Consider the following 14,298-nt stretch of genomic DNA (forward strand, 5'->3'; position numbering starts at 1 on the left):
TGTCATAGAACCGCTTCCGAAATAATAATTTTGTTATAAATTAAAAAAATAGTTATGATCAATAATAAAGACCGGTGTTTGATCTTTCGAGCGTTTTCCCAGACCAAGGCTCTCATGGGACTTATGCGTTACTGAATCGAGGGAATTTTCCCGATCTTCCAGGATCGGTTCTATCGCAATAACCCGATCCACCGTAAGGCCAATTTCCAGATTTTGTTTTGGATCTTCCAATACAATCGCCAATTCCCGCTTGAATTCCGTAAAATCGTTCACCAATGTATCAAACAGTTTGATCATTTGAATTAACTCGTTATTTTTTGCTTTACTAATTACCGCAAATGCCTTTTCCCGATCACCCTGGTCAACTAGTTTTCTAACCTCAACGCCGACAGCATGAATCCGCTTGTGGGGCGCATCAAATTTTCGCAAAAGATATTCCAGCGTGTGATCATTGGTTTCAAAATTATCATACCATTTTCCAAAGGCACAGGCGTGGGGATCTGTTGTTAGTTTAAACTCCCGGTTTTCGACGACCGAGTCTTCCAGTTCTCTGATCCAATTGATATGATCCTGTTTTCGCTGTTCCAACAGTTTTGTTAATTCGTTAATTTCCTCTGCTACCGACTGAAACCCATAAAATTTTCGGGTATCGATAATCGGCACAATTTTTCCCCGCATATTCACTGCACCCCGCATATAGGTGGGCATTCCTGGCATCTTTATTAAATTTTCGATTTTAAAAATGGATTTAATGGACTGACTGCAAACACCATAGACACCTTGCTCCAGATTAAACAATGCCCATGGGTATGCGGTTTCTAATTCACTCATTGCTGACCTCCTGATTTTTTGTATGCTTTATTCTTTTTTATCAAATAATCATTATAAACTAATTAAATTCTATGTTAATTAAACCGGTTTAATTAGTCAAGAAAAAAGTTTGTTAATTCACATATATAATTCCCGTTAATTCTTCTGCTTTTATTTTCTTATTACTCTATTATCATCCCATCTGGTTGAATTAACAATCAAATCAGACCATTTTGGCAAAATAATATCCTAACCCAACTTTGACAAACCCATCAAACAATGCTAAGATTGCCTTATTAAACTGAAAACGTTAAAGTGTTGCTATTATCCTGACCGAAAAGATTTTTTCTGACCGGAAAGGTGCGAAATTGGCAAGTTTATTGATAATGCACGTGTTTGCTTTATTTTTAAAACATCCTGATGCAATTGCGCTCTCTTTCCGCCTATTTTTCGGAAGGAGAGCTTTTTTGTATTGTAGTGGAAAAGAGGGAAAACATGCGAATTGAACATGATTTATTAGGATCACGGGAAGTACCGACGAATGCCTATTATGGTATTCATACGGTGCGGGCCCGTGAAAATTTTTATTTGACTGGCACACCCATTCACAACGAATTGGTGGCCGCCCTGGTGGTTATCAAGAAAGCGGCAGCGCTGACCAATCTAAGCATTGGCGCCCTGGCTCCAGACAAAGGCGAAGCCATCATCGCCGCCTGTGATGAGATCCTGGCAGGATCCCTGAGTAACCAGTTTGTGGTGGATTGTCTTCAGGGCGGCGCCGGTACCTCGGCCAATATGAATGTCAACGAGGTGATTGCCAACCGGGCCATTGAACGCCTGGGCGGACAAAAAGGGGATTACCACCTGATTCATCCGCTTGATCACGTCAATCTCCACCAGTCAACCAATGATGTCTTTCCGACAGCGGTGCGGATTGCTGCCATCCGGCTGTTAAAACCGGTGACCGAGTCCTTTGCCAATCTGCAGTCGGCCCTCCAGGAACAGGAAGAAGCCTTTTCCCGGATCATCAAAGCCGGGCGAACCCAGCTTCAGGATGCCGTACCGGTAACCCTGGGCCAGGAGTTTGGCGCCTGGGCTCAGGCTATTTCCCGGGATCGCTGGCGGCTTTACAAGGCTGAAGAACGGCTCCGGCAGGTCAACATCGGCGGCACTGCGGTGGGCACCGGCCTCAATGCCCCCCGGGCCTATATCTTTACAATGATTGAAAAACTCCGGGATCTCACCGGCATCAGCCTGGCCCGAACCGATTACATGATGGATCCGACCCAGAACTGCGATGTCTTTGTGGAAGTCTCCGGACTGTTAAAAACAGCCGCCGTCAATCTCTCCAAGATCGCCAATGATCTGCGGCTGCTTTCTTCCGGGCCCTACACCGGACTAGGCGAAATCACCCTGCCGGGGGTTCAGGCCGGATCTTCAATTATGCCTGGCAAGGTCAATCCGGTGATCCCTGAGGCGGTCAATCAGGTCGCCTTTCAGATTATTGCCAATGACACCGCCATCACCCTGGCGGCCATGTCCGGACAGTTGGAACTGAATGCCTTTTTACCGGTAATTGCGAAAAACCTGTTTGAAGAACTGGATCTCCTCCGTCATGCGCTTCCGTTGTTTAGCAAGCGCTGTATTGAGGGAATCACCGCCAACGAACAGACCTGTCGGGAACATCTGGAAAATAGCACCGTCATGCTCACCGCTCTGACTGCCATCATCGGCTATGATAAGGGCACCGAAGCGGCTCTGATTTTAAAAGAAACCGGAAAGCCGATCCGGGATATCATTCTCGAAAAAAAATGGATGACCGTTTCGGAGCTCGATGCGGTATTAAAACCGGAACGGCTGACCTCACCCAGCATGGATAAAAAACACTGATCAAAATCTCTTAGCTAATTGCAAAACTGCCGTGAGCTTTGCGCCCAGTTTCGCACGAAAAACCAGAAGAAATTCGCATCGCGATTTCTTCTTGTTGTGGAAACTGCACTCAAAGCAATCATTGGTCGATGTTTTTCATGACGCAATTACCTAAAAAACTCTCCGATCGAAAGGAAGGAAATTATGAATCTCAATAGTATGAATGAAACCCCGATGTCCAGCCGGATGGCGATTGGACTCTTTGGCAAACGAAATGCCGGTAAATCTTCTTTGATTAACGCACTGACCGATCAGTCAGTGGCAGTTATTTCGGATGTCGCCGGAACCACCACCGATCCGGTTTATAAAACCATGGAGCTGCTGCCCATCGGCCCGGTGGTCTTTATTGACACCGCCGGTCTGGATGATACCGGTGAACTGGGACTACTGCGGATCGAAAAAACCTATGAGGTGCTAAGAAAATGTCATTTTGCCATTGTCGTGGCAGATATTGAAACCGGCATCACTGACTTTGAAGAAGAATTCATCGATCAACTGATCAAACGCAAGATTCCCAGCGTTTTTGTACTCAACAAGGCCGACAAGGGCTGTCCGGCGCCGGAAGAGATCGAAGCGCTAAAGAAATCGCTTAAAATCCCCTTATCCTTTACCAGTGTTTATAATGGCACCGGGATTAAAGCCGTTAAGCAAATGATCATTGACCACGCCAATTACGAAGATGTCGAACCAGCCCTGGTCGGTGATCTGATCGATTCCGGAGATATGGTGGTACTGGTGACCCCGATCGACAAATCGGCCCCCAAGGGCCGGTTGATTCTGCCCCAGCAGCAAACCATCCGGGACATCCTCGAAAAGGATGCGGTGGCGATGATCACCAAAGAGCATGAACTGAAACACACGCTGGAAAGCCTGAACAAACCGCCCGCCATTGTCATCACCGACTCCCAGGCCTTCCTGAAGGTCTCGGCCGACACCCCTGCTGATATTCCGCTGACCTCCTTTTCGATCCTGTTTGCCCGACAAAAAACTGATCTGGCCGAAATGGTTCGGGGGATTAAACGGATTGAGCAGCTGGCCCCCGGTGACAAGGTGCTGATTGTTGAAGGCTGTACCCATCACCGCCAGGCCGATGATATCGGCAAGGTTAAAATCCCCCGTTGGATCCGCCAGATCGCCGGTTGCGATATTGACTTTCACTGGGCTTCCGGAGCGCATTATCCCAAGGATATTGGCGAGTATGCGGTGATTGTCCATTGTGGCGGCTGTATGCTCAACCGCCGGGAAATGCAGTACCGGGTTCACACCGCCCGACAAAAAGGGGTTTACATCACCAACTACGGGATGCTGATCGCCTATGTCCAGGGGATCTTAAGCCGAGCCCTGGAACCCTTCCCAGCGGCCAAGCTGGCTTTGGAAGAAAATCAACTGAATTAACGCCCTAAAATATCTTTTGTAAATAGATCCGTTAGCGGGTCTATTTTTTTGCTTTCCTGGCCGTTCTCACCGATTTATTTAAATGATCACATTAACTTGGATCAATAAAGATTCGTTCTTTTTGCGACTTGAATATTCGGAAAGTCCGTTTGACACCGAGTAGGACTTTATTGTACAATAAACAAAAATGATCAAACATAATAAAAAAAGACTAAACAAAATAAATCAAAACTTATCAAGGAGCCGGTATTGAAACAGTTTAACCGAAATACTTTAATCATCCTCAGTCTGGGCATCATTCTGATTCTTACAATTATCGTTTCCTTCTGGATTGGTCGTTACCCGATTTATACCAATGAGCTGATGGGCATTCTCTTTTCAAAGCTTATTCCCATTGAACCCTTTTGGGCTGCAAAAATTGAAACCGTCCTATTCAATGTCCGCTTACCCCGAATCGCATTGGCCTGTCTGGTCGGTTGTTGTCTCTCGGCTGCTGGTGCCGCTTATCAGGGCGTTTTTCAGAATCCAATGGCTGCTCCCGATATTCTCGGGGCCTCTGCTGGCGCCGCTTTTGGTGCTGCTCTGGCAATCCTTCATTACAGCAGCAGCTTCATGATCACAATCTCAGCCTTTGGATTCAGTCTGCTAACCGTAGCCCTGGTCTATCTAATCAGCAAAAAAGCCAAGGGCAAAAATATTTTAGCGCTCATTTTGTCCGGTATTATGATCAGTTCGCTGTTCTCGGCTGGCACCTCCTTTATCAAACTCATTGCCGATCCCAACGATCAACTCCCTGCCATCACCTACTGGCTGATGGGTAGCTTAAACGGTGCCAAAATCAGTGAAGTCACCTTTGTCCTGATTCCCATGGCACTTGGCCTAATCCCGTTATTATTGTTAAGATGGCGAATGAATGTCCTGACCATGGGGGATGATGAAGCCCGCACCATGGGGGTTAATTCAAACCAGATTCGTTTAATCGTCATTATCTGCGCCACTCTTGTTACTGCTGCCAGCGTATCGGTCAGCGGTATGATTGGATGGGTTGGTTTAGTCATTCCCCACTTGACCAGAAAACTGGTGGGGAATAATTTTAATCATCTGATGCCTGCCACGATGCTGTTTGGTGCCATCTTTCTGTTGCTTGTGGATGATGTATCCCGAAATCTGTTCACCACCGAGATCCCCCTGGGGATCTTAACCGCTTTTATAGGTGCGCCCTTTTTCATCTATCTAATTACCAGAACGGAGGAAATCTATTGAGTATTGAAGTAGCAAATCTCAGCTTCAGTTATGGCGACCGCCTGATTCTCAAGCACGTCAGTTTTTCCGCACAAAAGAATCAGTTGTTGTCGATTCTGGGTGCCAACGGCGTCGGCAAAAGCACCCTTTTTCGCTGCATGCTGGGGTTACAAAAAGGGTATTCCGGCCAAATACGCCTTCATGGTAAAAACCTCAATACCATGAGCATTATGGATATTGCCAAATCTGTTGCCTATATCCCCCAATCTCATTATCCGTCCTTTAACTACAGTGTCTTTGATATGGTCTTGATGGGCACCACCCATCAGGTCTCAGTGATTTCAAGGCCAGGAAAAAAACAGCTGCAACTGGTGGAACAGGCTCTGGAACGGCTGGGGATCAGTCACTTAAAAAAGCGGGGCTATACCCAAATAAGCGGCGGCGAGCGCCAGCTGGTGTTGATGGCCCGGGCACTGGTGCAGAAAGCAAAAATTCTGATTCTGGATGAACCAACCGCCAATTTGGATTATGGCAACCAGATCCGTGTTCTGAACCAGATGAAATCGCTGGCACAAGAGGGTTATACGATCATCCAATCGACCCATAACCCGGATCAGACCTTTTTATTCTCCGACACGGTGATGGCCATGAAAGATGGTGAAATCACCGCCTGGGGTCAACCCGGCGATATTTTTACCGAAGAGCTGATTCGCAACCTCTACGCTGCCGAGGTAACCATCAACAGTCTTTATGATGACCGTGTCAGAGTCTGTATTCCAAAATGCGCCATCTGATTGGCTGACAAGCCCCTCCCGGGTTATCCCCAGGAGTTGATTAACACTGACTTTAAACCATTATCAATGGTTTTGATATAAAGAACATAAACGTCTAAAGAGGAGAAAATGAAATGAAGAAAAAACTTGTAGCACTACTACTGGTGGTTTGTCTGGTGATGACACTGACCACTGCCTGTGGCAGTAGCGGATCAGGCACGGCATCAGCGAATGCCACCACCAGTTTTACCGACTCTGCTGGCCGGGTGGTTGAGGTTCCGGCCAAAATCACCCGAATTGTCCCTTCTGGGGCGCTGGCGCAGATCGCCCTTTTTGCTTTAGCTCCAGAAATGTTTGTGGGTCTTTCCAGTAAATGGGATGCCACTGCCGCCGAGTACATTGACACCCAATACCTGGATCTGCCGGTTTTAGGCCAGTTTTATGGCCAGGGTGATTTGAATCTTGAAGAAATTGCCAAGGTCGACCCCCAGATTATCATTGATATTGGCGAATCCAAATCCACCATCGTTGAAGATATGGATGGCATTCAGGAACAGGTCGGCATTCCCACCGTTCACATTGAAGCAACCATCGATACCATGGCCGATGCCTATCGAACATTAGGGAAACTGCTTGGTAAAGAAGAAGAAGCCGAAGTCCTGGCAAAATACTGCGAAACAGTCAATGCCGATACCCAAAAAATACTTGACAAAGTTGGCGAGAACGGCAAAACAAAGCTGGTCTACTGTACCGGTGAAGATGGTCTGAGTGTGCTGGCCAAAGGATCTTTCCATGCCGAAGTGATTGACAAACTCAGCAACAATGTGGCGGTTGTCAATGATATTTCCAGTAAAGGCACCGGCAACCCGGTGGATATGGAACAACTGATGCTATGGGATCCGGATGTTATTATTTTTGCTCCCGGCAGTGCTTATAGTACGGTGGCAACAAACGAAGCCTGGCAGAATCTTAAAGCGATTAAAAACGGAACGTATTATGAAGTCCCCAATGGCCCCTATAACTGGATGGGTAGCCCACCATCCGTTAACCGTTTGATGGGAATGATCTGGATGACTCAGTTATTATATCCAGATCAGGCTCAATACGATGGCTATAAAAAAGCCGCTGAATATTACAAATTGTTCTATCACACCGATTTAACCCAGGATCAGTATAACAAACTGGTTGCTAATTCGCTGGGTAAAACAGCTAAATAATTCCACCACCAATACGGCAAAGCAGCCAACCCGCTGCTTTGCCGTTTTAAAAATTTAGCGTCTAAACCCTCACAAATCATGATAACCAAAGGTAAGGAAGGTAACAAAATGAAATTAATCACCATCGCCGGGCCCCCATCCTCCGGCAAGACCGCTGTTATTTTAAAACTGATTGAAACCCTTAAGATGCCTCTGGGCAGCATTGGTGTGGTCAAATTTGATTGTCTCACTTCCTTCGACAATCTCAGCTATGAGGCCGCCCAAGTTCCCGTTCAAATGGGATTTTCCGGGAAAACATGTCCTGATCACTATTTTGTCAGCAATATTGAAGATGCTGTTCAATGGGGTATTGAGTCCGGTTTTAAACTGTTGATCACTGAAAGTGCCGGTCTCTGTAACCGCTGCTCCCCCTATATTAATAGCATTGCTTCGATCTGCGTCATTGATAATTTATCCGGGGTCAATACGCCCCGCAAAATTGGTCCGATGTTAAAGTTCGCTGACATTGTTGTTGTCACCAAGGGAGACATTGTTTCTCAGGCCGAGCGGGAAGTCTTTGCCTTTAACATCAAACAGGTTAATTTAACCGCCCGGATTATTTTTATCAATGGTATCACCGGACAAGGGACTTTTATGCTGGCCAAATATCTGAAAAACACTCTGGAAATTGACACCATCCGGGACATGCGGCTCCGCTTTACCACCCCGGCGGCGGTTTGTTCCTATTGCACCGGTGAAACCCGAATTGGGGAACCCCACCAACGGGGAATGCTCAAAAAAATGGAGTTTAAAAAATGATGACTGCTTCTGATTTTATGACCCTTCTCAATAACGAAGATCTGTCCCTTGTGATCGAACGCTATCCGATCACCCTGGATTTTCTGGCTAACTATCGGTTAAGCGATATCGCCACTGATCGACTGCTGCTTGATGCCCTGATGGGCGTTGAAGACGAAATTCTGGAGGAATTTGGGTTTGAACCTTATGATCTCTTGTACAATCTGGCCATCTTTCTTAAAACATTTTCCGAAACCCGCACCACTATTGATGGGGTCACCTCGATTACCATTAATGGCGGCATCAATAAATTAAAACAACCGGAAAATATCAGTCTGACCATTTCTGCCGGGGAAGTTATCAGCGTTGTCGGCCCCACCGGATCGGGGAAAAGCCGATTACTCAATGACATTGAGTGTCTGGCGCAGCGGGATACCCCAACCCGGCGCCAGATAATGATTAATAATCGTTCTCTGGATGATACCCAACGTTTTGAAATGGATGGCAAACTGGTGGCCCAGCTTTCCCAGAACATGAATTTCGTGATGGATCTGACAGTTCGGGAATTTCTGGAAATGCACGCTAAATGCCGGTTGTCTCCCAATGTAAATGAAGTGGTAGAAACGTGTTTTTCCTGCGCCAATGATCTGGCTGGCGAAAAGTTTTCTGATGATACCAAGGTCACCCAGCTCAGCGGTGGGCAGTCCCGGGCGCTGATGATTGCTGACACCGCGTTCATGAGTGATTCTCCCATCGTTTTAATCGATGAGATTGAAAACGCCGGGATCGATCGCCGTGAGGCCATTTTGCTGCTGGCAAAGCGTGAAAAAATTATTTTCGTATCAACCCATGATCCGCTATTGGCACTCAATGCTGACAAACGAATTATTATCAAAAACGGTGGTATTGACAGAATTATTGAAACGTCAACGGAAGAACGGCAAAGTTTGGTTCTGATCGAAAAACTGGATAATCAACTGCTCAAACTGCGCAATCATTTACGCAGTGGTGATTTGATCACCAAAGAACTAATAAATCTGTAAGGAGAATCGCTTATGTGGGAATTATATGATGCCCTGATTGATGGCATCCCAGAAAATTATGGCGTTGATGAGTTGATCTGCGGTAAAAAACGCGCCTATGTCCGCAGCGGTGACGGTGTCGGAATCGCCTCGCCCCGGCTTTGCGAAACCCGGCTGCCGATGTTGACAAAAAACATGCTCGACCTGCCCTTACGGGAGGTTGCCAGTTGTGCAAAATCCTGGAATTTCGTCGAGGCAGCCGTGGGAATTGCGGCGATCAATGCCTATTACAACAACCCTCAAATTGCCCGAGCCAATGGCATCGAATTCTCGGATAAGCAGCGGGTGGAGGATCGTAACTTTGATCCTTTTATTATGTGCCAAAACGATATCAAGGATAAAAAAGTCGCTGTGATTGGACATTTTCCCTATATTGAAAAGCTGATGGCACCAGTCTGTGATTTTTCAATTATCGAGTGGAACCCGGAATCCGGTGATTACCCCATCTCTGCCAGCGAGTATATTCTACCAGACTGCGACTATGTCTATATCACCTGCGCATCACTGCTGGACAAAACGCTGCCACGCTTTCTGGAACTGTCAAAAAATGCCCGGCGCATTACCATTGTTGGACCCGGGACGCCCCTGGCACCAGCATTGTTTAACTTTGGCGTCGATGAGTTATCCGGATTTATGGTTAAAGACAATGTACGAGCCGCCCGGATTGCCGCCGGCGCTGAAAATGTCAAGATTTCTGTCACTGGTCAAAAGGTTGCTTTTAAAAAAGCATCTGAGGTGAGCGCGCGATGAATTTCAGCTGGGATCCAACAACAATTAAATGGTATCAGGAAGCCAATGCGTATTCGCAATTTTTCAAAAACATTGCCGACTTTATTGCCCCCAGTTTAAACGGCTATACCACTTTATGCGATATTGGTTGTGGACTGGGCCTGATCGATCTGGAATTAAGCAAACATATCGATCATATCACCTGCATTGATATTAATGAATTCGCCCTCAATTCTCTAAAGACAAGCATTGCCAAACAAGGAATTACCAATATCGAGCCCCAGCTGCTAAACTGTGATGACATTGAGAGCACTTGGGATGTCATCTATACCAGCTTTTTTGGCAGTCGCGAACCCGAAAAATTCCTGCCCTACTGTCGTAAGCAAATTTCTGTCGTCAGCCAAAAGACCGTCAACCATTCATCAATCGAAAAATACAAATCCTTTCATAAAAATACCTGTGATCAGGTTGCCGCTGTTTTAAATAAGAAAAGCATCCCCTATTCCGTTACTGAACTCACGTTTGAATTTGGCCAGCCACTTGCTTCCTTTGAAGAGGGAGCGCAGTTTGTCCGCAAAAACTATCCCAAAGTCAATGAGGCCGATCTGCAACATTTTCTGGCAGAAAATCTGATCCAAACCAATCAAACCGATTACCCCTTCTATCTTCCCAAAAAGAAATCATTGGGAATTTTTGAAATCGAAGGGCGGTGTCACTAAATGCACGTCTTTTTAACCGGGCCAATACAAATCGGAAAAAGCACCATTATCAAGCGAACCCTGGGTCAGCTAAATCGGACTTACGGTGGTTTTAAAACTTATTTTGGACCCGATCGGAGTTCTGACGATCGGTTACTCTATCTGAATGAGGCTGCCGAGCCCAAATTTTTCACCACCGATCACGGCATTGCTGTTTTTAAAAAAGATTGTTTGCCGCAAGTTGATGACGCCCGATTCAATACCGATGGTGTTACATTGATCCAGCAAGCCAAAGCCAACGCTGCGATGATTGTCATGGATGAGTGCGGAAATCTTGAACGCAATGCCCTTACCTTTCAGCGTGAAATTTTAAATACCCTGGATGGCGACACGCCTGTTTTAGGGGTGATTAAATATGACAGCAACGGCTGGACGGATATGATTCGATGCCATAAAAAAGTAAAACTGATCACCGTTACCAGCCAAAACCGTAATGAGCTCCCCGCTCGTCTTGTCAATTATTACCTCCAAAGTGGCTGTTTAAAAATCTCTGATGGTTATTTGCTGTCGTAGTACAGCCTCGATTTCCTCTGCCTGCATTGGCTTGTGGTAGTAAAAACCCTGAACAGTATCACACCGGTTTTCTTTTAGAAAATTGACTTGTTCGATGGTTTCCGCACCTTCAGCAATTACAGAGATACCCAAATTTTTAGCCAGCTGGATGATTGTATTAATAATGGCCTGATCTTTTTCATCGCCAACAATCCCATCAATAAACTGCTTATCGATTTTCAGCTGATCTATGGGCAGCAGTTTCAGACGACTCAGAGACGAATATTCAGTGCCAAAGTCATCGATCGAAATATAGACTCCTATTTTTTTTAGTTGCTTCAATACACTAACAATATAGTTGGCTCTGTTGATGGCAATACTCTCAGTCAACTCCAGTTCCAGATATTTGGATTTTAGCTCTGTTTCTTTGATTAATTTTTGAATCTGATTGATTAACAGCGGATTTCGAAATTGGGTGGCCGAGACATTTACAGCTATGCGAACATGGGATAGTCCTTTATCCTGCCAACTTTTATTTTGAAGACAGGCTGTTTTTAACACCCATTCCCCAATGGGGTTGATCAGCCCGGTTTGTTCAGCAAGGGGAATAATTATCTTCGGCGGAATCTGCCCCAGTTCCGGATGCTGCCATCTCAACAACGCCTCAACAGCAACAATTTTGCCGGTTTCCAGAGAAATCTGGGGTTGATAATAGACCCGTAATTCATCATTGTCCAATGCATGATACAAATGACTGATGAGTTTGTTCTTAAACTCAACTTCCTCATATATGGCACTTGAACACAGTACGTAATTATTCTTGCCCTTATCCTTAGCCTTATACATGGCAATGTCGGCATTCTTAAGCAGTTCCTCAGCGGTTCCCCCATCTTTGGGAAAAATAGCAATACCAGCATTGGCCGCCATATAAAATTCCTGGCCGCTGACGATAAAAGGATACTTAAATACACCAATGATTCGGTTTGCAACCTTCAATAGCTCTTTTTCCCGGGCGATGTTATTGATCATAATGACAAATTCATCCCCTTCAAAGCGGCAAACGGTATCGGTTTTTTTGATCGATTGAGCTAACTTCTGACTGACCTGGATCAGCAATTTGTCCCCACCTTCATGCCCCATCATATCGTTAACGGTTCTAAAACTGTCAATGTCAAGATAGATAAAACCAATCATCTTTTCATCGGCTCGGGATGCCTCAATTTGTTTTGCCGCCCGTTCGCTAAACAATAGTCGATTTGGCAATCCGGTCAATTGGTCATAATATGCCCGATATCGGATTTCCTGTTCAGACTGAATCTTTGACATCGCATCGGCCAGAAGATTGGCGATGATCTCCAACATATCCGCATAACGTTCATCAATGACTGCAACTTCTCGGAAAAAAGAAAATACTAAAAAGCCCTGAACATCGTCCCCCCGACAAGAAATCGGAATGGCCATGATTACATTGCTATTGCCGCATATTTTTTGATCTTCCTGTTGTTCTTCTGATTGATTCGCTTGCTCTAAACAATGCACCACCTGATTGGCAAGAATCCGCTCAATCCAGGCTGGTGCATTTGCCACCGGCATCTCCTGATGACAATTTTTTTGTGGTTCTAGCCCTTCTCGGTACCATTCATCAGTACAACTGAAGTTAGTTTTATCCAGACTGAAAAAAAACAGACACGTCCGATCGATATCAAATATTTCGCCGCTTTTTTTTAGCCATTTACCCGTGATGGCTTCAAAATTCTCACTATTAACGGTCAGAAAGTCTGCGGAAACCTGAGCAATCATTTTCTGAATCTTAATCTGTTCGGTATTCTCTTTGAGTCGCTGAACATACAATGCGTTGACAAAAAAGGCCACCCAGATACCGATGCCAAACAATCCGATTCTAGCCACGTGCTCACTGCTGTCAATTACCACAATCGTCTGCGGCATAATGATAAACGCCAGAATCTGGGTCAAAAAAATCGACACCGTGATCCCCACGATAGCAATCCGATTATTGAACACAAGGGTCATAATAATCAAAATAAACGGAAATGCCCATACTGTCAGACTGGCAGAGCTGATAAACCGGAGGGTAATCACCGGAATAGCGGCTACCAGAATCACCATAATGATCATATTTTGATACTTTCTTAGAAGGTTGCTCCGTTGCGTAATCTGAATCACTAGCCCAACCAGCAGCAGCAGGCTGCTAAAACGGAGAACGGCGGTGATCTCATCGGAACTTGCCGTAAAATACTGGGAAATAATATTCAGTAGACTTCCGGCAACAAAGACCACCGTCAGGTAATCAAAAATCTGCTTTCGGGTATGATTATTTAAAATCATTTCGTAGGTGCTGATGCGCTTCATCTTCACCAAGCCGTATTTTTTGATTGAAAAAAAGATACACACCGTCACAATGTACATAATGTTTGGCAGTATTTGAAGGATTGAAGTAAATAAAAACAATTGACTGAGCACCTTAAAACTAACTGCCACTGCCAATGATACAAAAAAGCACAGCAAAATATAGCGGCCCTGCTTTTTATGTTGTTGATTTTGTGTGTTTCTGATCCAATCAATCAATAACACCAGCCCCAATATAATGCCGCCAAAATAGTATAAATCATACAGTCGATCCCAGCCGTTATTCCCTGGGGTATTGATCCAGCCAAAGATGGTGTTCTCCAAATTATACTGAATAACTGCTAAGTCATGCGACAGTGAAAACACATAAATTAAAACTGCTGCCGGGATGTAGATCAAAAAATAAAGCCACCACTGTTTTAACAGCTTGTTACGCTGGGTTAGTGCCAAAAAATAATGAAACAGCAACCCCGGAAATGTAGCCCACCCCAATGCCGATACCCGACGCCAGAATAAACAGGTTTCCATATCCGGTGCCGAAACCGACAGGGCAAATGCGAAAGCCCAAACGCTTAAGAAGATACACAACACAAAAAAAAGGCGATTGCTCTTCTCTTTTGAGTTCGTCAAAACGATATTGCTACCAAAAAAAACATAGCTACCACTAATCACAACAAATATAAATGAAACCAGATATGGTATTATCTCCACAATTGCTCCTTTCCCA

The 14,298-nt window shown here is 45.2% G+C and carries 12 protein-coding genes; 10 read left to right on the forward strand and 2 right to left on the reverse strand.

All coding sequences use genetic code 11. The features are described 5' to 3' along the window. Positions 1–33: 33 nt before the first annotated feature. Positions 34–831 carry a chemotaxis protein CheW gene (locus Q7P33_RS12860; RefSeq protein ID WP_303870883.1) on the reverse strand — a complete coding sequence of 266 codons (798 nt, stop codon included), beginning with the start codon at positions 829–831 and terminating at the stop codon, positions 34–36. A 474-nt stretch (positions 832–1,305) separates the two neighbouring features. On the opposite strand from Q7P33_RS12860, the gene Q7P33_RS12865 reads away from it, so the two are divergent. From Q7P33_RS12865 to Q7P33_RS12910, 10 genes are all read left to right on the forward strand, one after another. Then, entirely contained in the window at positions 1,306–2,700 is a 1,395-nt protein-coding gene (locus Q7P33_RS12865; protein WP_303870885.1) for an aspartate ammonia-lyase, read from the forward strand. A 183-nt stretch (positions 2,701–2,883) separates the two neighbouring features. Further along, positions 2,884–4,134, forward strand: a complete 1,251-nt coding sequence (hydF, locus tag Q7P33_RS12870) for a [FeFe] hydrogenase H-cluster maturation GTPase HydF (RefSeq protein WP_228878459.1) — start codon at positions 2,884–2,886, stop codon at positions 4,132–4,134. A gap of 249 nt (positions 4,135–4,383) precedes the next feature. Further along, positions 4,384–5,397 carry an iron ABC transporter permease gene (locus tag Q7P33_RS12875; protein WP_303870888.1) on the forward strand — a complete coding sequence of 338 codons (1,014 nt, stop codon included), beginning with the start codon at positions 4,384–4,386 and terminating at the stop codon, positions 5,395–5,397. Further along, positions 5,394–6,170, forward strand: coding sequence for an ABC transporter ATP-binding protein (locus tag Q7P33_RS12880; protein WP_303870890.1), 777 nt, complete (start codon positions 5,394–5,396; stop codon positions 6,168–6,170). The genes Q7P33_RS12875 and Q7P33_RS12880 overlap by 4 nt, the downstream gene beginning before the upstream one ends. Positions 6,171–6,283: 113 nt before the next feature. Continuing rightward, entirely contained in the window at positions 6,284–7,366 is a 1,083-nt protein-coding gene (locus tag Q7P33_RS12885) for an ABC transporter substrate-binding protein (protein ID WP_303870892.1), read from the forward strand. Positions 7,367–7,474: 108 nt separating this feature from the next. Next, the gene (locus Q7P33_RS12890) at positions 7,475–8,164 is read left to right on the forward strand and encodes a GTP-binding protein (RefSeq protein WP_303870894.1); all 690 of its coding nucleotides are present in this window, start codon (positions 7,475–7,477) and stop codon (positions 8,162–8,164) included. Next, positions 8,164–9,186, forward strand: coding sequence for an ATP-binding cassette domain-containing protein (locus tag Q7P33_RS12895; protein ID WP_303871030.1), 1,023 nt, complete (start codon positions 8,164–8,166; stop codon positions 9,184–9,186). The genes Q7P33_RS12890 and Q7P33_RS12895 overlap by 1 nt, the downstream gene beginning before the upstream one ends. A 12-nt stretch (positions 9,187–9,198) precedes the next feature. Beyond that, on the forward strand, positions 9,199–9,975 hold the full coding sequence (locus Q7P33_RS12900; RefSeq protein ID WP_303870895.1) for a DUF364 domain-containing protein: 777 nt from the start codon (positions 9,199–9,201) through the stop codon (positions 9,973–9,975). Beyond that, the gene (locus tag Q7P33_RS12905; RefSeq protein WP_303870897.1) at positions 9,972–10,673 is read left to right on the forward strand and encodes a methyltransferase; all 702 of its coding nucleotides are present in this window, start codon (positions 9,972–9,974) and stop codon (positions 10,671–10,673) included. The genes Q7P33_RS12900 and Q7P33_RS12905 overlap by 4 nt, the downstream gene beginning before the upstream one ends. Next, positions 10,674–11,225 carry a nucleoside-triphosphatase gene (locus Q7P33_RS12910; RefSeq protein ID WP_303870899.1) on the forward strand — a complete coding sequence of 184 codons (552 nt, stop codon included), beginning with the start codon at positions 10,674–10,676 and terminating at the stop codon, positions 11,223–11,225. Here the strand turns inward: Q7P33_RS12910 and Q7P33_RS12915 are convergent. After that, positions 11,193–14,282, reverse strand: a complete 3,090-nt coding sequence (locus Q7P33_RS12915; RefSeq protein ID WP_303870901.1) for an EAL domain-containing protein — start codon at positions 14,280–14,282, stop codon at positions 11,193–11,195. The two genes, Q7P33_RS12910 and Q7P33_RS12915, sit on opposite strands and share 33 nt — an antisense overlap. Positions 14,283–14,298: the final 16 nt, after the last annotated feature.

The sequence above is a fragment of the Acetobacterium wieringae genome (assembly GCF_026646375.1).
Lineage (GTDB): Bacteria > Bacillota > Clostridia > Eubacteriales > Eubacteriaceae > Acetobacterium > Acetobacterium wieringae_A.